This is a genomic window from Pseudomonadota bacterium (genome assembly GCA_018242545.1).
In the GTDB taxonomy this organism is placed as follows: domain Bacteria; phylum Pseudomonadota; class Alphaproteobacteria; order 16-39-46; family 16-39-46; genus 16-39-46.
The window spans coordinates 1-23,353 of sequence record JAFEBT010000025.1; the positions used below are offsets into that span (position 1 = coordinate 1).

The 23,353-nt window shown below is 36.6% G+C and carries 21 protein-coding genes; 18 read left to right on the forward strand and 3 right to left on the reverse strand.

Features of this window, described 5'->3' with window-relative positions; translation table 11 throughout:
* Window positions 1–11: 11 nt before the first annotated feature.
* On the reverse strand, window positions 12–416 hold the full coding sequence (locus JSS34_04465; protein MBS0185578.1) for an IS1 family transposase: 405 nt from the start codon (window positions 414–416) through the stop codon (window positions 12–14).
* Between the two features lie 597 nt (window positions 417–1,013).
* Here JSS34_04465 and JSS34_04470 point away from each other — a divergent pair.
* Window positions 1,014–2,069 carry an efflux RND transporter periplasmic adaptor subunit gene (locus tag JSS34_04470; GenBank protein ID MBS0185579.1) on the forward strand — a complete coding sequence of 352 codons (1,056 nt, stop codon included), beginning with the start codon at window positions 1,014–1,016 and terminating at the stop codon, window positions 2,067–2,069.
* Window positions 2,066–5,113, forward strand: coding sequence for an efflux RND transporter permease subunit (locus JSS34_04475; protein ID MBS0185580.1), 3,048 nt, complete (start codon window positions 2,066–2,068; stop codon window positions 5,111–5,113). The genes JSS34_04470 and JSS34_04475 overlap by 4 nt, the downstream gene beginning before the upstream one ends.
* Before the next feature lie 64 nt (window positions 5,114–5,177).
* Here JSS34_04475 and JSS34_04480 read toward each other — a convergent pair whose 3' ends face one another.
* Window positions 5,178–6,257, reverse strand: a complete 1,080-nt coding sequence (locus tag JSS34_04480; protein ID MBS0185581.1) for a patatin-like phospholipase family protein — start codon at window positions 6,255–6,257, stop codon at window positions 5,178–5,180.
* 236 nt (window positions 6,258–6,493) lie between these two features.
* On the opposite strand from JSS34_04480, the gene JSS34_04485 reads away from it, so the two are divergent.
* The 5 genes from JSS34_04485 to JSS34_04505 all read left to right on the forward strand — a co-directional run bounded on the left by JSS34_04485 (window position 6,494) and on the right by JSS34_04505 (window position 9,859).
* Window positions 6,494–7,393: an RDD family protein gene (locus JSS34_04485; GenBank protein MBS0185582.1), complete on the forward strand. Its 900-nt coding sequence runs from the start codon at window positions 6,494–6,496 to the stop codon at window positions 7,391–7,393.
* A gap of 77 nt (window positions 7,394–7,470) precedes the next feature.
* Window positions 7,471–8,391: an RDD family protein gene (locus JSS34_04490; protein MBS0185583.1), complete on the forward strand. Its 921-nt coding sequence runs from the start codon at window positions 7,471–7,473 to the stop codon at window positions 8,389–8,391.
* 84 nt (window positions 8,392–8,475) lie between these two features.
* On the forward strand, window positions 8,476–8,817 hold the full coding sequence (locus JSS34_04495; GenBank protein MBS0185584.1) for an RDD family protein: 342 nt from the start codon (window positions 8,476–8,478) through the stop codon (window positions 8,815–8,817).
* Between the two features lie 206 nt (window positions 8,818–9,023).
* Window positions 9,024–9,233, forward strand: coding sequence for a hypothetical protein (locus JSS34_04500; GenBank protein MBS0185585.1), 210 nt, complete (start codon window positions 9,024–9,026; stop codon window positions 9,231–9,233).
* 56 nt (window positions 9,234–9,289) lie between these two features.
* Window positions 9,290–9,859: a hypothetical protein gene (locus JSS34_04505; protein ID MBS0185586.1), complete on the forward strand. Its 570-nt coding sequence runs from the start codon at window positions 9,290–9,292 to the stop codon at window positions 9,857–9,859.
* Between the two features lie 45 nt (window positions 9,860–9,904).
* On the opposite strand, the gene JSS34_04510 is transcribed toward JSS34_04505, so the two are convergent.
* Window positions 9,905–10,861 (reverse strand): folate-binding protein YgfZ, encoded by a 957-nt coding sequence (locus tag JSS34_04510; protein MBS0185587.1) that lies wholly within the window; start codon window positions 10,859–10,861, stop codon window positions 9,905–9,907.
* A gap of 31 nt (window positions 10,862–10,892) precedes the next feature.
* On the opposite strand from JSS34_04510, the gene JSS34_04515 reads away from it, so the two are divergent.
* The 11 genes from JSS34_04515 to JSS34_04565 all read left to right on the forward strand — a co-directional run bounded on the left by JSS34_04515 (window position 10,893) and on the right by JSS34_04565 (window position 23,293).
* The gene (locus tag JSS34_04515; GenBank protein MBS0185588.1) at window positions 10,893–11,909 is read left to right on the forward strand and encodes a glycosyltransferase family 9 protein; all 1,017 of its coding nucleotides are present in this window, start codon (window positions 10,893–10,895) and stop codon (window positions 11,907–11,909) included.
* Complete coding sequence (locus JSS34_04520; GenBank protein ID MBS0185589.1) at window positions 11,909–12,976, forward strand: glycosyltransferase; 1,068 nt, start codon at window positions 11,909–11,911, stop codon at window positions 12,974–12,976. Before JSS34_04515 ends, JSS34_04520 begins: the two co-directional genes overlap by 1 nt.
* Before the next feature lie 4 nt (window positions 12,977–12,980).
* Window positions 12,981–14,765: an asparagine synthase (glutamine-hydrolyzing) gene (asnB, locus tag JSS34_04525; protein MBS0185590.1), complete on the forward strand. Its 1,785-nt coding sequence runs from the start codon at window positions 12,981–12,983 to the stop codon at window positions 14,763–14,765.
* Window positions 14,766–14,859: 94 nt separating this feature from the next.
* Window positions 14,860–15,606: a YebC/PmpR family DNA-binding transcriptional regulator gene (locus JSS34_04530; protein ID MBS0185591.1), complete on the forward strand. Its 747-nt coding sequence runs from the start codon at window positions 14,860–14,862 to the stop codon at window positions 15,604–15,606.
* A 31-nt stretch (window positions 15,607–15,637) separates the two neighbouring features.
* Complete coding sequence (locus JSS34_04535; GenBank protein ID MBS0185592.1) at window positions 15,638–16,459, forward strand: hypothetical protein; 822 nt, start codon at window positions 15,638–15,640, stop codon at window positions 16,457–16,459.
* A 160-nt stretch (window positions 16,460–16,619) separates the two neighbouring features.
* Complete coding sequence (locus tag JSS34_04540) at window positions 16,620–16,868, forward strand: type II toxin-antitoxin system Phd/YefM family antitoxin (protein ID MBS0185593.1); 249 nt, start codon at window positions 16,620–16,622, stop codon at window positions 16,866–16,868.
* Window positions 16,858–17,142, forward strand: a complete 285-nt coding sequence (locus JSS34_04545) for a type II toxin-antitoxin system RelE/ParE family toxin (protein MBS0185594.1) — start codon at window positions 16,858–16,860, stop codon at window positions 17,140–17,142. Before JSS34_04540 ends, JSS34_04545 begins: the two co-directional genes overlap by 11 nt.
* A 381-nt stretch (window positions 17,143–17,523) precedes the next feature.
* Window positions 17,524–18,588: a tol-pal system protein YbgF gene (gene ybgF, locus JSS34_04550; GenBank protein ID MBS0185595.1), complete on the forward strand. Its 1,065-nt coding sequence runs from the start codon at window positions 17,524–17,526 to the stop codon at window positions 18,586–18,588.
* On the forward strand, window positions 18,572–19,984 hold the full coding sequence (gene tilS / locus JSS34_04555; GenBank protein MBS0185596.1) for a tRNA lysidine(34) synthetase TilS: 1,413 nt from the start codon (window positions 18,572–18,574) through the stop codon (window positions 19,982–19,984). The genes ybgF and tilS overlap by 17 nt, the downstream gene beginning before the upstream one ends.
* A gap of 41 nt (window positions 19,985–20,025) precedes the next feature.
* The gene (ftsH, locus tag JSS34_04560; GenBank protein MBS0185597.1) at window positions 20,026–21,939 is read left to right on the forward strand and encodes an ATP-dependent zinc metalloprotease FtsH; all 1,914 of its coding nucleotides are present in this window, start codon (window positions 20,026–20,028) and stop codon (window positions 21,937–21,939) included.
* A gap of 1 nt (window position 21,940) precedes the next feature.
* On the forward strand, window positions 21,941–23,293 hold the full coding sequence (locus JSS34_04565) for a phosphoglucosamine mutase (protein ID MBS0185598.1): 1,353 nt from the start codon (window positions 21,941–21,943) through the stop codon (window positions 23,291–23,293).
* The last annotated feature ends 60 nt before the right edge of the window (window positions 23,294–23,353 follow it).

Genomic DNA, 23,353 nt, shown 5'->3' on the forward strand with positions numbered 1-23,353 from the left:
GAGAGCGTTCACTAAAAGATAGATAGAAAAACATCTTGATATTTTTGAAAGATTGCAGGAGTCGATAAGGCACACCAGAGCTTCATAGAAGCATCTATCATCTCTTCTTTTTTTGAAACAACCTTTGTTCTTCGAGTCATTCTTCCTAAGTGATGTCTTGTATTGCTATTATCTTGCTCAATGGTAATGGTATGTTTTTTGCCGATGATATGTCGGCCTTTGGGAAGTACCTTTGCAAAAGCATCCCAATCATCTGTATAGAAAATACAGCCCGTAAGGTGTTTTACTTTTTCATAAAGTCTTCGGAAGGTTGCAACATCACGACCACCAATAACCCAGGCAATAGTTCGCCTTGTGCCACGATCCACCGCTTTGATGATCCATTTTTTGTTTTTTTTGACTGAATAAAATGCCACATCTCATCAAATTCTATTTCTTTGATTTCTCCTGAGATAGTTGGTTCTGAAATTTTTGCAGCTTCTTCTACAATCCATCGATATGTTAAAGATCTTGAGTGACCGAATATCTTACCAAGCATTCCAAACGAAGCTTTTCCCAGAGAATATAAAATAACTGCAAGTGCTTTCTTTACTGCCGTTGATTCTTTTACTCTCCGGTCTCCTTCTATAAAGTTGTACTGACAATCCTTACATCTATAGCGGGTCTGATCTCTCACATGTCCATTCTTAACCGTGTTATTCCCTGCGCAACGTTTACATTGTGTCATAATAATTCTCCTTTCTCATTTCAAAATATTATGACATTTATCTATCTATATGTAAACACTCTCCTTAATTTAACTGCTTTTAAAAGAAGCCAACCAAAGGGAAGATTAAAATCTTCCCTTTGGTCGTTTTTAAACTTTTTATTAAAACTGTATTGGGAGTAAAACACTATTTTTAAAAATAGGTTGAAAACATCTGATTGACACAAATTAATACTCTGGTAAAGTGCTGGGAAAATTTTAAAAGAATAGAGAGAGCTTTTATTGAATAAAAGAAGGGCCTTCCCCAATGAGACAAGTTTCCAAAATAGTAAAAATTTTAATCGGTATTTTTTTTCTTTTAGGAGCCCTTGTCGTTTACAAACTTTTTTTTATAAGCCCACCTTCCCAGCAAGAGGAAATTAAAGTTGTCGAAGTAGAAGAAGTTCAGCCAAAAGATATTAAAGAATCAATTCATCTTATTGGAACAGTTGAGCCAAAACGTTCAACAGTTTTTTTTGCGAAATCCAAAGGTGCATGGGAGCCTCTTGTAAAAGAAGGAGCTTTTGTTAAAAAAGGAACTTTAATTGGTCAAATTGAAAGTTCTGATACTGAAAAAAAATATCTTTTGTCTAAAAATGCTGAAAAAATTGCCCGTGATCAATATGAAAGAGCTGCCATCTTAAGCAAAAAAGGATATCTAACAAAACAAAGTTTTGAAGATAAGAAAAATGCTTGGATTCTTGCTCAAAAAGAAAGCTCAACGACAAAAATAGATCTTGAGAAGACCCAATTTTATGCTCCTTTTGATGGGATAGTCGGTGTTTTTAAAGCACGGGCGGGCATGTATGTAGATGAAGGAGATATATTGGTATCGTTTTATGATCCTTCCGATCTTATTGTGCGGTTTGATATTCCTTCTTCTGTTGTTCCTTTTGTTAAAGAGGGTCAACCTCTTGAAATAATGGGAAAAAAATATGGATTGACCCATATTCAAAAATTTGTGGACGATGAAACGCATATGTGTCCTTCCTATGTTGATATACAAGGGGAGGATTATGTTATTGGATCAGCGATTGGAGTGTCCCTAACAGTTAAAGAGAAAAAAAAGGTTTTGGTCATTCCTTTTGAAGCGATCTTTATTCAAAATGGCGAAACCTGCATTTATCGGGTTGAGAATGGGCAAGCGTCTTTGTCAAAAGTAGAGATGGGATTTCGAGAAAAAGACCAAATTGAAATTTTATCGGGTCTTAATCAAGGAGATTTATTGATTTTGAGAGGGCAGCAAAGGCTTTATCCAGGCGCACCTGTTAAAATTTATGAGGCGTCCTCTCCTTTAGCAGCATCTCAAGTTCTTTCAAAATGACCCATACAGCTTACTTTATCAAACATCCTGTTATTGCCTTTGTTTTAAATGCCTTGATTTTTATTATCGGAGCCCTCTCTTTTTTTTCAATTCCTTTGAGAGAATACCCAAATGTCCAAGTTGTGACGCTTGTCGTAAGAAGCTCTTATCCAAATGCGAGCGCTGAACTTATAGAATCATCGGTAACCAATTTTCTTGAAGATGAGCTTTCAGGCATTCAAGGAATTGATATTTTAAAATCTTCCTCAAGTGAAGGTGTTTCTTTTGTGGAATTGACATTCCTGCCTGGAACAGAAATGAATCAGGCATTGGTGGATGTTCAAGGTGCGCTTGGACGCGTTAAATCCATGCTGCCAAAAGAAGTACATGAACCGAATGTTGAGCGTAAAGGGAAGTCAGATGGAATGCCTTTCATGGTCCTATCTCTTGCATCTTCCACAATGGATTTTGGGGCTTTAACGCATTATGCTGAACTTAATTTAAAAAATGCATTTCGGAGTTTAAAGGGTGTTTCTTCGGCGCTTGTCTGGGGTCAACCTTACACTTATAAAATTGTTCTTGATCCTCAAAAAATGTATGATTTTGGTGTTAACGCAGATGACATATATGAGGCTCTCGAAAAAAGTAAACTCTCCCTTCCCGTGGGAAAATTTCAGAACAAAATTCCAACAACTTTAAATGTTAAGTTGTCCTCTATTGAAGATTATGAAAATCTTGTGGTTAAAGAACAAAAAGAAGGCGGAGAAGAAAGCAGCACAAAATCTCCTCCTATTTTTCTTAAATCAGTGTCTCGTATTTCTTTAGAGACGGATAGTACAATAAATCGTGTTCGTATCAATGGGGAAGCCGGTCTTGTTCTTGCAATAACACGTACAAGTGATTCAAATCCTCTTGATGTTTCGAAATTAGTACATGAAAAAGTAAAAGAGCTTGAGAAAACGCTGCCAAAAGGAGTGAAAATAAAAATTGTTGAAGATCAAGCAGAGTTTATAAGAGCCTCTCTTGATAACATCCGCTCCTCGCTCCTTGAAGCTTGTCTTTTTGTTTTGGGAATTGTTTTTTTATTTTTAGGGAATGTAAGATCAACATTTATTCCTCTCATAACAATTCCAATTTCTTTAGCGGGTTCTTTTATCTTTTTGAAGATGTTTGGATTTTCTATCAATCTCATGACACTCTTGGCAATGGTTCTTGCTGTTGGATTGGTTGTTGATGACGCCATTGTTGTCTTAGAGAATATTACGCGTCATTTGGAGGAAGGCTTTTCCAGCATTGATGCGGCTCTTATAGGGGCAAAAGAAATTGGATTTGCAATTATGGCAATGACCTTGACACTCACGAGTGTTTATGCGCCGATTGCTTTTATTCAAGGAGCCATAGGACAGCTTTTTGTCGAATTTGCGGTTGCTCTTGCGGGATCTGTTTTGATTTCGGGATGTGTTGCATTGACACTTTCTCCCATGATGTGCTCAAAAATACTGAAAAATCATCCTAAACATATTTGGCCTTTTATTGAGGGAAAATTAAGCAATTTAACGATATCCTATGAAAGAGCTCTAACATATGTTTTAAACAATCGTTTTTTGATGGGAATATTTTCAGCTTTTGCAATTGGGGCAACGATTTTTTTCTATTGCTTGATTCCTCAAGAAGTCGTCCCTAAGGAAGATCGGTGTTTTATAGGGGTGTATGTTCCGCCGATTGCTGGAAAAAATATTGATACAATGGATCAAAAATTAAAAGAAATTGAAAAGATTGTAAGTGCTCTGCCAGAAGTTCAAGAAAATCTTATTTTTATTGGAAATTGGGGCGGAAATATTTGTTTGCCCTTAAGACCTAAATCAGAAAGGAAACGCTCTGCAGAAGAAATTATAAATTCTATTCGTCCACAACTTGCAGCCTTCCCATCTATTGATGTCTGGCCCTGGAGTTGGGATTCTGGTCTTCCTGGAATGGATAATGCTTTAAGCGGAGGACAAATTGATCTTGTTATTTCTACGGTGGAGAGCTATCAAGATCTTTTTAAAAAAATTGAGAACATAAAGAAAATTATTGATGATCAAAAAATGTTTAAGGGTGCTCATCATGATCTTAAATTGAATTTCCTCGGCATGCTGATTGATCTTGATATTAATGAAATCGCAAAGTTAAATATAAAACCAAAACAGATTGGTAAAATGATTGAAGTTTTCTTTAGTGGGGATCGCTCTTTGACCTTTCAAAAAGATGGGATTCTTTATCCTATTACGCTTGAAGGGCCTTCTTATCCTTGGACCTTGGATGAACTTTATATAACGAATGACTCTGGGAAGCGTATTTCTTTGGGCTCTCTTGCAACAGTTCGTTTTAAAGCGCAGCCTAAAGAACTCATCCATTATAATCAAATGAGAGCAACAACATTAAGTGCTGAGCTTTTTCCAGGAGATAAAATTGAGCCTGCTATGGAAAAGTTGTTTAGTGTGGTGGATAAAAATGTTCCTGCCCAGTATCGAAAAAGCTGGATAGGAGCAGCTAAAGTTTATCAAGAATCCTCCATGACAATGATTCTTTTGTTTTGTCTTGCTTTGGTTTTTATTTATGCCATTCTTTCGATGCAGTTTGAGAACTTTATGGATCCTTTAATTATTTTATTAACAGTTCCTCTTGCTCTTTCGGGGGCTTTATTTACAGTTTGGATTTTTAATCAATCTCTAAATATCTATACTCAAGTTGGATTGATTACGCTCATAGGGCTCATTACCAAACATGGAATTTTAATTGTTGAGTTTACAAATCAACTTCAAAAATCGGGTATTCCTCTCTTAGAGGCCATAAAGACAGCCTCTAAATTGCGATTAAGGCCAATTCTTATGACAACAGGAGCGATGATTTTTGGAGCAATTCCTCTTGTGCTTTCTCAAGACGCAGGCTCAGAAGCGCGGCAAGCAATTGGATGGACACTTTTGGGAGGCTTAAGTTTTGGAACATTTTTTACGCTCTTTGTTCTTCCCGCACTGTGTTTAAGTATAAAATCTCGTTTTAAAAAGAGGGTTGAGGCTCTTTAAAAAAATTTGAGACACTTTAAAATACAACGATCAAACCATAACAGGGAAAAGTGTCATTGAGGAATTAATCTTTGAGAGAACCCTTGTGATTGGATTCAAGAATCTTAATAATATCATCGATTTCTTGAGAGTGCTCAATGACATATCTGTCTGCAATCTCCACGAGACGGTTGATGTTTTCAGGAGAGGCATCAAAAGAATTACTAGCGCTTTCAGGTATAAGGGGATTTAAACGATAGTAATATTCTAACCCAAAGCCTTTTTGTTTTTTAATTTCTTCTACCAGGGCATTAAGTTTATCATCATTTCCTAAAAAAACCATTTTTATCCAATTGGTTGGTGCGTATAAAAGACCTTCACTTTTCCATTTTTCTGGATGAGAATGGGAAGAAACATATCCTGTTCCAAGAGAAATGAGAATTTTAGGGTTTTTGGGATAGAGCTGCTCAGCATACATCAAAGAGAAAACAATTGGATTATTAGAGACAAATCCTGCGTCAGTTAAATAATGGCTTTTTTCTATAGATTTCCATTCGAACACTGGATAGATGTTGGGCATAGATATGCTGGCAAGGACAACGTCTTTCAGCATGATCTCTTTTTGATTTACATTCGTACTTTCAAATAAAAATATATTTGCTGTACTAAGATCATAGGAAGGAATCATAATTGGCTTTATACTTTGATCAAGTCGAACATCCTTAAGATATTTTTGTAAATAAAAAATGGGTTTTTGGTGAGTCAGGAGAGGAGCAAGAAGCCCATCAAGTGTCCAAATACGTCGCCATATAGAGGGGGTAAGAATTTCTGAGCCATTTTTTATATAGAAATCTAAAAGCTCTTTTGCAGAATATTGAGGCTTTGAGGTGTTTTTTTTTTGAGGGGCATTTAAAAGAGCAACTTGAATAGATCCTGTTGAGGATCCCGTCATAACATCAAAAAGCTCACTAATTGGTTTATGTGTTCTTTTTTCGATTTCAACAAGGATCCGAGTGGAGAGAATACCATGTATTGCTCCTCCTTCAAGAACAAGAATGCGAATGAGTTTAGGAGAATCATTCTGTGGTGAATTCTGTGAAAAAACTTTTGAAGAGTTGAAAAGTATAACGAACGAAAGAAATAAATAAAAAAAGATTTTGTTCATTTTTTTCCTTTTTGTTTCCTTTAAAGAATATAAAAAGCTAAATAAAAAATCAAACAAAAAAGGTTAAAGGAAGAATTGGGGATTCATACTTGACGGGTGAGATTAATTTTTTTAGAGTAAAAAGGATTAGGAAAAAGAATAATATTTGGGAGATAATTTCTTCTAAGTAAATAATATTCTAAAGTTGTCAGAAAATAAAAAGAATAGGTTAAAACATTATCAAAGGGAGAGGTATAATGGAATATGCAGGCTTTTGGAGACGTCTTGGGGCAGGCATAATTGATGTCATAAGCATTAATATTGTGAGTATGGTATTTGGGTTTATCTATGGATTCTTAAAAGCATTTTTTTATAGATCAGACCCTGAAAATTTTGTGACATTGGATAACATCATTCTTACGATCGTTCCTGTTCTTTTTACATGGATATATTATGCGTGTTTCCATTCTTCTCAGTATCAAGCAACGCCAGGCATGATGGTTTTCGCGCTGCGTATTACAAATTATGATAGCGAAAAAATCTCCTTTTGGCGTGCTTCCCTTCGCTTAGTATCCACATTCTTTTCTTGGATTTTGGTGGGAATTGGGTTTTTGATGATGGCGTTTACACCGCGCAAACAGGCTCTTCATGATTATATTGCGCGCACCCTTGTGGAAAAAATTTCTGTAAGCTATAGAAATAATAAAAATAAGGTATATGCCGGATTTTGGAAGCGTTTTGGAGCAGGCCTCATAGATGGGGTCCTTCTTGGAAGCGCAAACGGATTTTTAGTGCTCTTTACCTTAGGTTTCATAGGAATTAATCAAGATACCCTTACATTAGAAAATCAAGAAACAATGCTTCTTTTGATCGGATATTTTGTGCTTTTAACGGGACTTTCATTTCTTTTTGTTTGGATATATTATGCTTGGTTTCAATCTTCTCATCTTCAAGCAACTCCTGGCATGAGAGCTTTTTCTATGCATATTACGGATTATGATGGGAAAAGAATTTCTTTTTGGAGAGCATCAGGGCGATTTTTTTCAACAATTCTTTCGGGAATTATATTTTATATAGGATACTTAATGATTGCCTTTACTCCGCGTAAACAGGCCCTTCATGATTATATTGCGCGGACACTTGTCGTCCAAAATTAAGAAGAACTCTAATTTCGAAAAGTAAGATCCACACATAAGGAATAGGATAAAAGACCAGTAAAGGAGAATAATAACAAATGATATATGGTGGTTTTTGGAGGAGATTGGGTGCAGGATTTCTGGATGTTATGTCCATAAATGCAATAAGTAGAATTTTTTTCTGGCTTTATGAATTTATAACGCCTGCCCATCTTATTCCCTCTGCAGACGGATCTGAAGTTGATATGATCTTATATTTTTATATTGGCTTTATTCCGCTTGTTTCTGCTTGGTTTTTTTATGCATTCTTTCAATCTTCAAAGTTTCAAGCGACGCCTGGAATGATGGTTTTTTCAATGTATATTGAAGATTATGATGGACGTCCAATTTCTTTTTGGCGCGCTTCATTTCGCTGGGTGTTAACTTTCCTTTCTCTTTTAACTTTAGGGATAGGATATTTTATGATTGCGTTTACCCCACGCAAACAGGCATTTCATGACTATATTTCACAAACCCTGGTTATAAAAGGATTTTCCTTTTCTGAATCTCATATAGATAAAATAAAATATGCCGGATTTTGGAAGCGCTTTGGGGCAGGTCTTATAGACGCTCTAATTCTAAATTTTATTATTCTTGCTTTAGGAGCTTTTATTATTTTTATTGGAAATGCTCAAATGACTTGGCAAAACTTCATAGATTTATTAAAAGCAGAAAATCTAAGAGATATAAAGATTTTAGGAGGATTAATAACGGCTTCTCTTCTTTTCAATTGGCTGTATTATGCTTTCTTTTTGTCGTCAAAGTATCAAGGAACACCAGGAATGAAAATAATCTCTCTCAAGATTACAGATTATCTGGGGAAAAGAATTTCTTTTTGGCGTGCTTCTGGACGGTATGTTCTTTCAGTACTGTGTGGGTTTTTTTATGGTAGCAATTTGATGATTGCTTTTACACCACGTAAACAAGGGCTTTATGATTATATTTCTAAAACACTTGTTGTTCAGAACCAAAAGAAATAGAAGATATCTCATGTTTTGAGGCTTTCATGATGAAAGATTAAAGAAACTAAAGAAAGAAAAATAAAAGTAATAAGGTGTTTAAAAATGAATTATGCAGGATTTTGGCAGCGTTTTGGAGCCGGATTTATTGATCATCTTTTCACGGGTCCCCTTTGGATCTTTGGCCCTTTTGGATCTTGGCTATATTTTGCATGGTTTCAATCTTCAAAACATCAAGCAACGCCAGGAATGATGATTTTTTCACTTCAGGTAGAAGGATATGATGGTAAAAGCATCTCTTTTTGGAGAGCGACAGGAAGATATTTTGCAACACTTCTTTCATGTATGACCCTTGGGATAGGATACCTTATGATTGCTTTTACACCGCGTAAACAAGCATTGCACGATTATGTTGCTAAAACACTTGTGGTGATGGATCAAGAGTGATTTTTTGGTCCTTATTAAATATTTGACAACAATATCTTGCTTTAAAATAAATATTCATTATATTTTATTAAAGTATTTAAAAATTAACTAAAAAAGGTAATAAACACAATGAAAAAGAACACTTTTTTATAATTATCTTGGCTTTCTCTTTTCTCGTGTTTCAGAATCTTTTCGCTCATCCGAGTGCAGATGGTCGAATGCAATTCATGCACCATATTAACAGTCACATTAATGCTGCAGCAAAAAAGAATAAGGGAGAAAAGGTAGATTCTTCAAATATTTGGTCTTCTTTTGCATATGGGAAATCAAAATATACATCTAGTGAGTTTCCAGGTTCGAGCCATCTAAAAGTTTTAGGGATTGGAGGGGATCACGTTATGAAAAGTGGACCTTTGGAGCTTCGATTTCTGGCTTAAGATCTAATTATACGGTTGCTTTACCCTCGGTTAAAAAATTAACAGCCGAGGGGATATTGGCTCAGATTTATATGGGACATCAGTTTGAAGAGAATTTAAATTTTTTTGCTTCCGCTGGTATTCTTCATGTGGACAGTTATATCACAAGCCCATTCCATGAGGTATCAAGCGCATCAGGTTACAAAAGGATATACTGGAACGCTGGGGGGATATATATTTTCCCTGTGATTGAAGAGTCTGTACAGCCTGCTTTTCGTTTGAGCACATCACGTTTGGAATCGATAACGAACTCCTATATATGGGACAACACTTATAATAATAAAGTAAAATGCCATCAACAAACGGTTGATCCTGCCTTTCGGCTTTCCTTTCTTTCTTTCGAGAATGTGATTCCCTATGTGGAGTATGGGCCTCATTGGATTGCGGATACATCTCGTAGCCTCAATAAAACACCCCGTAAAAGATGGGGTCAAACGTTTACAGATGGCGCAACTATTACGCCAATAGATCAGTGCCATATTGGGATTTTCTATTCAAGAAGCAACTTGAGGATTCAATCAGATGACGGATTTTACGCACCGGGTTCCCAAGATTACTATTCTATAAAGATTTCACGTAGTTTTTAAAATCTTAAAGGCTCTCCATAAATAGAAAATAACAAAGGATAGAGGTTATTTTTTTAGAACATTTGTTTCTTCCATGGAGTTCGGAAGTTTCATCCAAGGGGGAAGAAAAGGCATAAACATTCCAAGAAAATCTGTTTCTGAGAAGTTTTTGTTCTCTTCTTGAGGAGATCTTATTTGAAAGGGTTTGTTTAAGGCTAAAGAAGTTTTTAAAAATTCAAGCCTTATAAGGGCTAATGCATGTCTCTGCATGGAGGAACGTAGAAAACCTGCTTCTTGATTTTCAAAGAGGAGAGGTGCATTTAAAGGAAGAGTGCTTGTTTCTTCTAACCTGCCTGGAATGAGCCTTTTACGGACGAGTCCTTGATGATGAGTCCGTGCAGTGAGCTCTTGTCCCATATAGCATCCTTTTGTCCAACTGAGGGCATTCAGTTCCTCCATCCCGCATTCAAGCGGAATTGATTTTTCAGGAATCATATCTTGTGGTGAGCTTGGAATCCCTAAGCTTAAAAGATGGGATTGATACACATCAAAGGATGTTTCGCTAAATCCTTGCTGGTGCAGAAAATTTTGTCCTTTGGGAAGAGAAGAGATAAGTCTCCCGCCCAACTCCTCAAGACGGGGGTCTTGATAAGAAATCATCTCTTCAAAGTGTAGGGTGTTTTGAGCGGGTTTTTTATGAATCCAATAAGCAAAAACACAAAGATTTGGTTGAATTTCAAAGCTTACATTTGAACGAAGTTTATAAAGGGTTAATCGCTTAAGAATATCTAAAACAAAAAGAGAATCAATTTCGAGAAAAAAAGAAGAATTCGAAGAATTTGCAGGAATTAAAAAAAAATCGTATAAAAATCTTCCTTGGGGTGTTAAAAGAAGAGAATATAAACTTTGAGAAGAACTCAATTTTTCTATATCTTGGGTAATGAGCCCTTGAAAAAATGAGAAACGATCTGGTCCTGTGATATGAATCAAAGACCTGTGAAGTTGAGTAAATTTATGAGTCATTTTAGTATCCAAGTATGGGGTTAATTTTTTTATGCGTCTTCTCTTTATTACCTCAAATCGTATTGGTGATGCTATCCTTTCTACAGGAATTTTAAATTATTTATCTCAGGCTTATCCTCACTCTAAGATAACCGTTGCTGCAGGTCCTTTAGCAGCTCCTCTTTTTCAAGAAGTTCCTAATCTTGAGAAGATTATTTCTTTTGAAAAGAAATCTTATGGAAAACATTGGTTTATGCTTTGGGGAAAGACACTCTTTAAGAAATGGGACATGGTCGTTGATGTTCGAGGCTCTCTCGTGAGTTACTTTTTATGGACTGGAAAGCGTTATGTTTGGAGTGCACAAAAAGAAAAAGCAGGCCATCGTGCTGAAGCTCTTGCAGCTCTTTTAAATCTTAAAGTAATTCCCAATCCTAAAATTTGGGTGACAGCGCAACATCAACACCAAATTCAACAACTGATGGGTATTTCTCAAGAGGGAAAAAAGAGAGTAAAAAATCTTAAAAAAAATGTTGAAGAGAAAAAAACACTCATTGCACTTGGTATGGGAGCCAATTGGCGTGGGAAAATATGGCGTATTGAAAATTTTATCGCGCTTGTTAAGAAAATGAAAGCAGATCAGGAGCTTTTTCCAAATTGTCGGTTTGTTCTATTGGGAGGACCGGATGAACGGCATTTAATTGACGCATTTCTTAAAGAGTTTAAAAAAGAAGAGATTATTGATCTTATGGGAAAAGTTGATTTGTTGATGGCTTTTGCAGCTTTAAAAAATGTTGATATGTTTATTGGAAATGATTCTGGGCTTATGCATCTCGCCGCCGCAGCTGAAATCCCGACAGTTGGGCTTTTTGGACCAAGTCGAATTGAACATTATAGACCATGGGGAGAAAAATCGACTTATGTAACAACAGATTTATCATATGAAGAATTGATTGCAGGTCCAGGATATGATCCAAAAACAACGGATACTTTAATGGATTCTCTTTCAGTAGAGAAAGTTTTTAGAACGCTCAAGAATCTGCGTCAAAAATTTTCGAAGGAATTTTCCTAATGCGGCTTCTTCAAGCAATCGGCGGAGGACCACAGGGAGGTGCAGAAAATTTTTTTATGCGCCTTGCGCCACAACTTGAGAATTTTGTTTCTCAAGAAGTTTTTATAAGGAATCAAGGCCAACGGATTAAGGCCCTAGAAGACGCAGGATTGAAGGTTATAGAAGGATCTTTTACGGGAATTTTAGGGTTTAAAACACGTTTTCAGTTTTTTCAAGAAATACGTCAATTTCATCCAGATATTGTTTTAACTTGGATGAATCGGGCCACTTTTCTCTGTCCTTCTTCAAAAATCTTTAGAAAATTTTTACCTTCTTTTCTTCATGTGGGACGTCTTGGTGGATTCTATAATTTAAAGTATTATCGGAATTGTGATGCGTTAATTGGGAATACGAAAGGAATTGTATCTTATTTAATTGAAAACGGATGGTCTTCAGAAAATGTTTTTTATCTTCCCAATTTCGTTAACATTCCAGACCTCTCAACAATTTCTTCTTTGTGCAAAACGGATATTGAAGGCGCTCAAAAAGTTCCTATTATTCTTACGGCAGGAAGATTACATGGGAATAAAGCCATAGATACACTTATTCGCGCAATGGTTTTTATAAATGAAGCCTCTCTTTGGATTTTAGGTGAGGGACCTCAAGAAAAATATTTAAAAAAGCTTGCTGAAGATATTGGTGTTTCTCATCGGGTTCGATTTTTGGGATGGCAAGAAAACGTAAGTCAATTTTATAAAGCTGCAACCGTTTTTGTGTGTCCATCGCGTCATGAACCCCTTGGAAATGTAATTCTAGAAGCCTGGGCGCATAAATGCCCGGTTATTGCGGCTGCATCTTCTGGACCTCAAGAATTGATTAAATCAGGAACAACAGGGTTGCTTTTTCCAATTGATAATGTTTCAGCTCTTGTCGATTGTTTGAAAGAAACACTTTATACAGAAAACTTTAGAAAAAAACTTCAAGAAGAAGGACGAAAGTTTGTTGAAGAGAATTTTTCTAAAGAAAAAGTTGTTGGAGAATATCTCTCTTGCTTTGAATTCCTTTTAAAGCATAGGAAGGGAAAATAAAAACATGTGCGGCATTGCTGGATTTTATGCATCCACTTCTACTCTCGATCCGCGTCTTCAAACGTTTTTTTCAAAAGCGCTGTTTCATCGCGGACCAGATGGAGAAGGAATATTTGAAACACACACATCTTCAAATTGTTCTCTTTTACTTTTGCATCGAAGACTCTCGATTGTTGATTTAGAACATGGGCATCAACCTTTAATAGGGCAAGACCCCCTTGGTAAAGAAGCGGTATTGATTTTAAATGGTGAGATTTATAATCAAGAAATCTTGCGAAAAAAGTACCCTTCTTACCCTTTTAAAACACAGTCAGATTGCGAACCTCTCCTTCCTCTTTATTTTGAAAAAGGAGAAAAATTTGACGAAGATTTACGAGGCATGTATGCGTTTGCTCTTTATGATAAAAGCTCAAACGCGTTAATTTTAGGACGTGATCCTTTTGGGATTAAACCCCTTTATTATCGATGCGATGAAACTGGGTTTGCTTTTGCATCGGAAATTACAGCGCTTCTTTTCCCTTGGGACTCTGCTCATTCTCTTGACACATTCACATGTAATGAAGTCTTGAATCTCCAGTTTTCTTGTGGAAGAAAAACGATGTTTCCCGGTATTTGTCGTCTTCTTCCGGGAGAAATGCTTTGGGTATCAGATGGAAAAATTAAGAAATCATCTCATCTTGCAGCCCTTAATTATAAGCAACCTTCTTTTAAAAGAAAAACACAACAGGCACTTCAAGAGCTTGAAAAAAATCTTCTTGAAACCCTTCAAGGCCATTTGATGGCAGATGTCCCTGTGGGTCTTTTTTATTCAAAAGGAGTGGATTCAAGTGTTTTGTTGCGTGGATTAAATCTTTTAGGGCACAAAGAAATCCCTGCTTTCCATTTAATTTTTGAAGATGAAAAAACTTCTATTCCAGATGATTTTCCTTTAAAAGCACATTTTAAAGAAATTTTATTTCAGGAGGAAGATTTTTGGAAATTCCTTCCTTTGGCGGCTTTTATAATGGATGATTTTGCCGCTGATTATGCGCTTCTTCCAACGCTTAAACTGTCACAAGCCGCTCAACAACAAGGTTTAAAAGTTATTTTAAGTGGGGAAGGAGGGGATGAAATTTTTGCAGGATATGGCCGCTATAAAAAAGCCATTCGATGGCGTCTTTTTGGGGGTAAATCTCTACGTGAAAAAAGCCTTCTTCAGGGCTTCGATCTTTTTAAAGCGCCTTCTTCTTGGCGTTCTGACATCATAAAAGCTGAGCAAGAAATTTCCCAGTATAAAGAGCTTTCTTCCCTCCAAAAGGCCCAAGCTCTCGATATTAAAGATTGGCTTCCTCATGATTTAATGATAAAACTTGATCGAACATTGATGCATTTTGGAATTGAAGGGCGCCCTCCTTTTCTAGATAAAGTTTTTGCAAATTTTGGTTTCTTTTTAGAAGATTCTCTCAAACTTTATCAGGTGCATGGAAAATGGATTTTAAAAAAATGGCTGCAAAAACAAGTAGGTCTTAATTTTTTTGAAAAGAAGAAAGGATTTACGCCTCCTGTTGGACATTGGATTTCCAAAAAAGCATACATTTTAGGACCTCTTTTAAAAAATCAAGAAGCTCTTAAAGAGCTTTTTCCTCAAAAAATAGAAGATCTCTTTAAAAAGCTTTCTCAAAATCCAACACTTAAAAAAGAAGGAATGGCTGCTTGGGTCCTTCTTTTTTACACGCTTTGGTATAAAATACAGGTGGAGAAGATATCTTGGAAAGAAGATGTTTTTGATATTTTGAAAAAATCGTCTTAAATCAAGACGCTTCACAAACTTCTTTTTTAGTGGCATTAAAGAAGAAAGTCTGAAGCTTTTTAAAGCTCATATAAACCTTAAGAGGACAATCTAAATGGCAGGACATTCACAATTTAAGAACATTATGCATCGTAAGGGCGCCCAAGATGCAAAACGTGCAAAGATTTTTACAAAAATTATTCGCGAATTGACTGTTGCTGCACGAGAAGGGGGTGCAGATCCACATTCAAACCCTCGATTAAAAGCAGCAATCATGAGTGCGCGTGAAGCCAATATGCCTAAAGATACCATGGATCGGGCAATTAAGCGTGGTGAAGGTGCAGAAGAGGGGACAAATTATGAAGAAATCCGCTATGAAGGATATGGTCCAGGTGGTGTGGCTGTTTTGGTAGAATGTCTTACAGATAATCGAAATCGAACAGCCGCAGAAGTTCGTTCGACTTTTACCAAATGCGGAGGCAATTTAGGAGAAACAGGAAGTGTGAGCTTTATGTTTGATCGCCTTGGTCTTGTGCGGTATTTAGAAAAAGTTGCATCTTTTGATGAGATGTTTGAGATTGCTGTCGAATTGGGTGCGGAAGATGTTAAAATTGAAGACGGATTTTATGAAATCTATTGTGCTGCTGATTCTTTTAGCACGGTTCGGGAAGGTCTCATTAAAAAATTTGGAGAAGCGGAAAGCGCTCGTTTAACTTGGATCCCAAAAACAATAACAGCGCTCTCTGGAGATGAAGCAAAAAGTTATTTAAAATTTATGGATGTATTAGAAGATAATGATGATGTTCAATCTGTCTTTGATAATGGAGATGTTCCAGAAAGTATGATGGCAGAGTTTTCATAATTAAGATAGAAAAGATTTAAATTTTAAAAAAATGGCATCCTTAATAAATGTTGTATTCAACCAAGCGCTTTCAGATATTCTCTTAAAAAAAGAGGATAATTTATTTGTCAGAATTCCGATTCCTGATCGAGGAATTGTATCTTCTAACCAAAATCGCATTGAACGAATAAGCACCGTTCTTGATCAAAGAGATGTTTATGAAGTGCCTTGGGGGCCTAAGATATATATAGGTTTTTATAAAAAGTGCAAAGTTTTTATGGCAAGTGCGCCTGTTGGAAGCGGGTCTGGGTTGATGTTTACGGAGCTTTATTCTGCTGGGGCTCAATATATTGTCAGATATGGATCAGATGATGTAAAAAGTCCGCCTCAAGAGGACAAAAATTTAATTAAGATAATTGATGAAACGGATAACCTGTTTGGATTTGAATTAGCGAGTGGTCTTGATCCAAATTCTTGTGGAAAATCACTGTGGGCCTCTTCAGAGATTATTGCTGCTTTAAGTGCTGAAGCATTGGAAAGAAATTTACCTATTGAAAAAAGAGTGTGTCATCATCTTGAAAATTACCATGCGTTAAGAACGCCTGAAAAATTCTCTTCAAAAAGAAAAGAAGCGCTTGAAAATCAATTGAAAAATCTTAAAAGAGACAATAAAAAAGAGAGTTTTGATATGGAAAGTGCTGTTTTGTTTAGAGTCGCACATGACTTTAAAAGACATGCAGCTTCCGTTTTACAGACCGTTGATAAAGAAAACAAAAATGAAGGGCCTTATGAAGGCGCGAATAAAGAGCAAGCTTTAGAGATGGAGAAGGTTTTTACAGATTATGTGCTCTCAGCCTTGCTGCGTCTTAAGTGATTTGTTTTTCTTAAATTTCAATTTAAAATGTTTTGATAAACAGCAAGAGTGTCTGTCTTTTCTCTTTAATATGGTGGTTTTTATAAAAAATTATTCTTGATATATATCTTTAAAAAGTACTATCATAAGGTTCTTAAACAACATTATTAAAGGTGCTAAAATGACCCATACAATTTATGCAAATTTAACTGCAAGTGTGAGTGAACTTAAAAAAAATCCCATGGGAACGGTCACAAATAGTTATGGGGAGCCTTTGGCAATTTTAAATCGAAATGAACCTGTTTTTTATTGTATTCCTGCTAAAACCTATGAATATATAATAGAAGCTTTGGAAGATTTAGAATTAAAAGATATCATAAAAGCTCGTTCCAATGAAAAAGAAATTTCTGTGTCTTTAAATGACCTATAAATTAACTTTTCTTGCCTCTGCTAAAAAAGAATGGGATAAAATCTCTCCAGATATACAAAAATTCTTTAAATCTAAGTTGATTAAGGTGCTTGAAGCTCCTCATGTTCCAAAAAATAAGCTTATGAATATGGAAGGATGCTATAAAATTAAGCTATGTTCTTCTGGATATCGGCTTGTATATCGTGTCTACGATGATCGTGTTGTTGTGCAGGTTATTGCGATTGTGAAAAGAGACAAAAATTTAATTTATAATATTGCTTCACGCCGGTTATAATAAAGTAATTTTGGTGTAAGTATCGTGCATATTTCCTTTTCAAGTAAGGCTTTTAGATATCCCTCTCTACAAAAAGTGGGATTAGAGTTCCATTTCACAAAGACATTTACATTTAAATCTTATAGAAAAATATTCTAACTTAAACATCCGTTTAAAATCTCTCAGAGAATTTAAACGGATGTTTATAAAAGTTTGGGTATTATGCAAGAAAATCTTTATATTGCGCGATTCTCAACTTTTAATGAACAAAAAAGAAGAGAATTGAAAGATACAATCTAATAACTCATTTTTAAATTAAGGCTTGTGTAATTTTGTTAAAACTTTTAAAAATTAAAAGGACTTTTGGTAAGTATTATGGTTGAAAATGGGTGAACAAACAAAATGTATTCTATCTTTTTAAGAGGGTTGGTCTGTTTTTCTTTCTTTGGTTTTTTGCTTTGGAGTGATTCTTTTGTCTTTGCAGAGGAAGTTTCTTCAATGGTGAATAAAATTGAAAGATTAGAACGTCAATTAAGTACTTTGGAGCGTCAAGTCTATCGCGGTGAAGTTTCAGTTCCAAAAGTCTCTGCAGGATCCGTTTCTCAAGGCCAAAATCCTTCTGTTTTCAATACTTCTGCAAAATCTCTGAACACTTCTGAAATACAAACTCTTGAACAAGAAGTGCAGCGGTTAACGTCTTCCCTTGAAGAAGCAACGCATAAACTTGATCTTCAGGCAAAAGAAATACAAGTTCTTAAAAATGATCTTGAGTTTCGAATTTCTGAATTAGAAAATCAAAAAGAAAAGGCTATGGTCCAAGATAAAAAAGATAAAAAAGAGCCTTCTCCTGATACAAAGAAAAAATCTAAAGACCAGGGAAAGCCCAAAGATCTTGAGGAACAACGCACGGAAAAGAAAAGATCTCAATCGTCTTCAAGTAAGCCTTCTGCTTCAGAAAGTGGAAAAGCAGGGAGCGTGGTTACTCTGAAAGAGAAAGCTTCTGCTGAAGAGGCGTCTTTTGACGAAAATATAGAAGATCCTCTTGTCGAGCCTGAAGTTGTTTCAGAGCCAGAAGGAGATATTGCTGAAGATCAATATAAAACGTCCCTCGATCTTTTAAAGAAAAAAGAATATGCTGCAGCGCTTAAAGGGTTTGAGTCTTTCTTGGCGCATAATAAAAACAATGAGTTGGCTGGGAATGCACAATATTGGCTCGGAGAGGTTCATTTTGCCATGAATAATTACTCAAAAGCATCCGTGGCATTTTTAACTGCTTATAAAGATTATCCCAAAAACTCAAAACGTCCTGACAGCCTTTTAAAATTGGGTCAGTCACTTTCTAAACTTGGCAAAAAGAAAGAAGCATGCGCAACGTTTCAAAAGCTGTTGACAGATTTCCCGACGGCTTCTTCTGCTCTTCGAAAAATGGCTCAAACAGAAAATTCTAATAATGGATGTACGCCTTAAGCCATTATCCATCAAAGAAGCTGAATTTGAACGTTTAATGGAGAAGGTCGGTCCATTTGAATCTTCTCCGTCCTTTGCTATTGCTCTTTCTGGAGGAGTTGATAGCCTTGCTCTCGCTCTTCTTTTAAAAAGATGGATAAAAAAGAACTCTGGCGTGCTTTTTTCTTTAACAGTTGATCATGGCCTTCGCCCTGAAGCATCTCAAGAAGCTCAGCAGGTGTCGCAATGGATGAAGCAGCATTCAATTCCTCATACGATTTTGCAGTGGAGAGGACCAAAACCCAAGACGCATCTTCAAGAAAAAGCACGTCTTATGCGACATGAGCTTCTTGAAAGCTATTGCCGGGACAATAAAATTCAGCATCTTTTTTTTGCGCATCATCAAGCAGATCAACAGGAAACATTTCTTTTAAGATTTCTTCAAAAAAGTGGAATAGATGGTCTTTCTGGAATGGCTTTTGTGAGAGAAACCCCGTTTGTTCGAAAATTGCGGCCCCTTTTAAAAATTTCTAAAGAAAGGTTTTATGTCACTTTAGAAGAATTTCAACAGCCTTTTATAAAAGATCCAAGTAACCAAAATTTGAAATTTCGTCGCGTTCAACTTCGAGAGCAAAAAGAAGACTTTGACGCTCTTGGAATTTCAGGAGACGTTATTGAAACACTCATTGAAAAAAGCTCTTGGGTGCGAGAAGCTCTTGAAAAAGAAACGATCAAAGCTCTTTTTGAAGCTGTCTTTGTGTCTGAATTAGGATACGCAAGCCTCGATTTGAAAAAATTCAGAACATTTTCCTTTGAAATTGCACGGCGGGTTTTAGAACGCATTATTTTTATGATTGGAGGAAAGCCCTATGCGGCTCGATCAGCGAGCCTTCTTCCCCTCGTGAAACTTTTTCAAACAAATTCTCCAGAATCTTTCATTAAAACTTTGAATTCTGTGCTCTTGAAGAAAAAGCATGATATTTTATTTGTTATGAAAGAGCCATGCAGATCTTCAGAAAAATATTCATTTTCTAAAATTAAAGAATTGTCTAACAATCAAGGGTTTTTTGTTTGGGAGGATCGGTTTTTAGTTAAAATTAAGGATATTTCATTATTGGGAAACAGATTTCTCAAACCTTTAGGAAAAAAGGGGATTCTTTTCTTAAAAAAAGAAGGTTTTTTAACAAAAGAAAGAAAATCAGACAATAATGACCTTCCTTTAGATATTCATGATACGATTCTTGAGACACTTCCTTCCCTTTGGGAAAATGAGAAGCTTTTGTCTGTTCCTCATTTAGGATGGGGGATGCTTTTTTGGCAAGAAAGTGGGCTAGAGTCCTTAAAGAATTCTTTTTTTCCAAAAAATTCTCTGGCTCCTTTCCCTATTCATGTAAATTTCATGGAAAATAATTTTTAAATAATGTTATAGTACTTTCATCATTTTAAGGAGAAAACTTCGTGAGTAATTTTAATCGTAATTTAGTCTTATGGATCATTCTAGGCCTCTTCTTGGTGGCCATTTACAATATTTTCCAGGGGATGGGAGGCGGAAATGCTTCTCAACAGCTTGCATTTTCTGATTTCTTGGCAGATGCTGACCGAGGAAACGTAGGAGAAGTCTTAATTAAGGGCAACCATATTACAGGACATCTTAGCAATGGTCAGACATTTGTGACATATGCCCCTAATAATTCTAATATTGTTGATAAATTAACGGATAAAGGGGTGCGTGTTTCTGCTGCTCCTCAAGATGAATTCTCTTTTTTTCAAATCTTATTATCGTGGTTCCCAATGCTTCTTCTCGTTGGTGTATGGCTTTTTGCGCTGCGTCAGATGCAGGGAGGCGGCGGTAAAATTATGGGTTTTGGACGATCGCGTGCGCGTATGCTTTCAGAAAAGCAAGGGCGCGTTACTTTTGAAGATGTTGCAGGCATTGACGAAGCAAAACAAGAACTTGAAGAAGTCGTTGATTTTTTAAAAGATCCTAAGAAATTCCAACGTTTGGGAGGGGAAATTCCAAAAGGTGTTCTTCTTGTTGGCCCGCCCGGTACAGGAAAAACACTTTTAGCACGGGCGATTGCAGGTGAAGCAAATGTACCCTTTTTTACAATTTCAGGATCTGATTTTGTGGAAATGTTTGTTGGCGTTGGTGCAAGTCGTGTGCGCGATATGTTTGAACAGGCAAAGAAAAGTGCACCTTGTATTGTGTTTATTGATGAAATTGATGCAGTAGGACGTCAACGCGGCGCGGGTCTCGGAGGTGGAAATGATGAACGTGAACAAACCTTGAACCAACTTCTTGTTGAAATGGATGGATTTGAAAGCAATGAAGGCGTTATTTTAATTGCAGCTACGAATAGGCCGGATGTTTTGGACCCAGCTTTATTACGGCCAGGTCGTTTTGATCGCCAAGTTGTTGTTCCTGTTCCTGATGTTATTGGACGTGAAAAAATTCTTCTTGTTCATATGCAAAAAGTACCGTTAGCTTCAGATGTGAATGCAAAGGTCATTGCGCGAGGAACCCCAGGATTTTCAGGGGCAGATTTGAAAAATCTTGTTAATGAAGCGGCTCTTCTTGCAGCAAGACGTAACAAACGCTCTGTTACAATGTCTGACTTTGAAGAGGCAAAAGATAAAGTAATGATGGGAGCTGAACGCAGATCCATGGTTATGACGGAAGAAGAAAAAAAGCTGACAGCTTATCATGAATCCGGACATGCTCTTGTTGCGATTCACATGATAGATTCTGATCCTATTCATAAGGCAACGATTATTCCGCGGGGGCGTGCTCTTGGAATGGTTATGCGCCTTCCTGAGGGGGATCGTTTATCGGTTACCCTTGCGAAATTACGTGCAGATTTAGCTGTTGCAATGGGGGGGCGTGTTGCAGAAGAAATTATTTTTGGAGAAGAAAAGATTACAACCGGGGCTTCTTCTGATATAAAGATGGCAACAGATATGGCGCGCAAAATGGTAACAGAATGGGGAATGAGTCTAAAATTAGGTCCCTTAAGTTATGGAGAAGCAGATCAAGAAGTTTTTTTGGGTCATAGCATTGGTCAGCGCAAACAAGTATCTGATTCAACAGCAGAGATTATTGATCAAGAGGTTCGTAAAATTGTCGACGTTGCGTATGACAAGGCTCGAAAAATTTTAACAGAAAATTTAAAGGATCTTCATCTCTTAGCGAAAGGTCTTCTCGAGTATGAAACATTAAGTGGAGATGAGATAAAAAGTGTTCTTGCGGGTGAGACGCTTCAACGTCCTGATCTTTCTAAAGTTGGATCTAAGAAAAGTTCTGTCCCAACGTCTTCACAAAAACCTTCTTCGCGTAAAAAAAATCTAAAACCTGAACCAACTCATGGAATATAAAATGAGGAATTCAGAGGGTAAGATTTTTGGAACAGATGGGGTAAGAGGAAGAGCAAATCAATATCCTATGACTCCTGAAACTGTTTTAAAACTTGCTCAAGCAGTTGCACAAGAGTTTCAGAAAAATCCAGGGAATCACGGTATCGTTATTGGAAAAGATACGCGTCTTTCGGGTTATATGGTGGAATCAGCTTTGACAGCTGGATTTATATCAATGGGGATGAATGTGTTTCTGGTCGGGCCTTTGCCGACACCAGCGATTTCAATGCTAACACGATCTCTTCGCGCTGATCTTGGTGTGATGATTTCCGCATCTCATAATCCAGCAGAAGATAATGGATTAAAATTTTTTGGTCCGGATGGATTTAAATTGGATGATGCTGTTCAGGATCGTATAGAAAGTTATTTTAAAGAAAACAAACCCATTGATCTTGCCTCTCCTTTGAATTTAGGGCATGCGCGTCGGATTGATGATGCTCAAGGACGATACATTGAGTTTGTAAAAAATGCTTTTCCAAAAGGCTTGAGGCTGGATGGATTGAAGATTGTAGTGGATTGTGCGCATGGCGCAGCCTATAAGGTTGCCCCAACGGTTTTTTGGGAATTGGGGGCCGAAGTGATTGCCATTGGGAATGCACCCAATGGGGTTAATATTAACCAGCATTGTGGTGCAATGCACCCAGAATTCTTAATTGAAACACTTAAAGCGCATCAAGCAGATATCGGAATTGCACTAGATGGGGATGCCGACCGTGTGATAATGGTTGATGAAAAGGGGACTGTTATTAATGGAGATTTCCTTCTTGCCGCAATTGCAACATCTTGGTCTGAGAAGAATAAATTGCAAAAGAATGGAATTATTACAACCATTATGTCAAATCTTGGGCTTGAGCATTATCTAGAGTCGCAAGGTCTTCATTTAGTTCGAACAAATGTTGGAGATAGATATGTTTCAGAATATATGCGTCTTCATGGATATAATGTGGGAGGGGAGCAATCTGGACACATTATTTTAGGAGAAGCTGCAACAACGGGTGATGGACTTATGGCAGCACTACAAGTTTTAGCCCTTCTTGTGGAAGACCAAAAACCCGCAAGTTATTTATCTTCTCTTTTTACGCCGTACCCTCAAATTCTTAAGAACGTCAAAGGTGTTAAAAAGTCTTCCTTGAAAGATTCTAGCGTTATATCAATGATTCAAAATCTACAGGATTCTCTTGGTAATAATGGTCGTCTTATCGTAAGACCTTCTGGCACAGAGGATGTTATTCGTATTATGGCAGAAGGTGAAGATCCATGTATAATAGAAGGTTTTATAGAAGATCTTATTGAGGTTTTAGAAGAAAAGCGATAAAATCTAGAAAAAATGACAAGAAAAAATGACAAGAAAAAATGACAAGAAAAAATGACAAGA

Coding starts and splice junctions, on each gene's coding strand:
- asnB (MBS0185590.1), top strand. CDS start 12,981: ATGTGCGGCATTGCTGGATTTTATGCATCCACTTCTACTCTCGATCCG.
- JSS34_04485 (MBS0185582.1), top strand. CDS start 6,494: ATGGAATATGCAGGCTTTTGGAGACGTCTTGGGGCAGGCATAATTGAT.
- JSS34_04510 (MBS0185587.1), bottom strand. CDS start 10,861: ATGACTCATAAATTTACTCAACTTCACAGGTCTTTGATTCATATCACA.
- JSS34_04545 (MBS0185594.1), top strand. CDS start 16,858: ATGACCTATAAATTAACTTTTCTTGCCTCTGCTAAAAAAGAATGGGAT.
- JSS34_04565 (MBS0185598.1), top strand. CDS start 21,941: ATGAGGAATTCAGAGGGTAAGATTTTTGGAACAGATGGGGTAAGAGGA.
- JSS34_04500 (MBS0185585.1), top strand. CDS start 9,024: ATGCACCATATTAACAGTCACATTAATGCTGCAGCAAAAAAGAATAAG.
- tilS (MBS0185596.1), top strand. CDS start 18,572: ATGGATGTACGCCTTAAGCCATTATCCATCAAAGAAGCTGAATTTGAA.
- JSS34_04495 (MBS0185584.1), top strand. CDS start 8,476: ATGAATTATGCAGGATTTTGGCAGCGTTTTGGAGCCGGATTTATTGAT.
- JSS34_04515 (MBS0185588.1), top strand. CDS start 10,893: ATGCGTCTTCTCTTTATTACCTCAAATCGTATTGGTGATGCTATCCTT.
- JSS34_04535 (MBS0185592.1), top strand. CDS start 15,638: ATGGCATCCTTAATAAATGTTGTATTCAACCAAGCGCTTTCAGATATT.
- JSS34_04540 (MBS0185593.1), top strand. CDS start 16,620: ATGACCCATACAATTTATGCAAATTTAACTGCAAGTGTGAGTGAACTT.
- JSS34_04480 (MBS0185581.1), bottom strand. CDS start 6,257: ATGAACAAAATCTTTTTTTATTTATTTCTTTCGTTCGTTATACTTTTC.
- JSS34_04475 (MBS0185580.1), top strand. CDS start 2,066: ATGACCCATACAGCTTACTTTATCAAACATCCTGTTATTGCCTTTGTT.
- ybgF (MBS0185595.1), top strand. CDS start 17,524: ATGTATTCTATCTTTTTAAGAGGGTTGGTCTGTTTTTCTTTCTTTGGT.
- JSS34_04530 (MBS0185591.1), top strand. CDS start 14,860: ATGGCAGGACATTCACAATTTAAGAACATTATGCATCGTAAGGGCGCC.
- JSS34_04520 (MBS0185589.1), top strand. CDS start 11,909: ATGCGGCTTCTTCAAGCAATCGGCGGAGGACCACAGGGAGGTGCAGAA.
- JSS34_04490 (MBS0185583.1), top strand. CDS start 7,471: ATGATATATGGTGGTTTTTGGAGGAGATTGGGTGCAGGATTTCTGGAT.
- JSS34_04470 (MBS0185579.1), top strand. CDS start 1,014: ATGAGACAAGTTTCCAAAATAGTAAAAATTTTAATCGGTATTTTTTTT.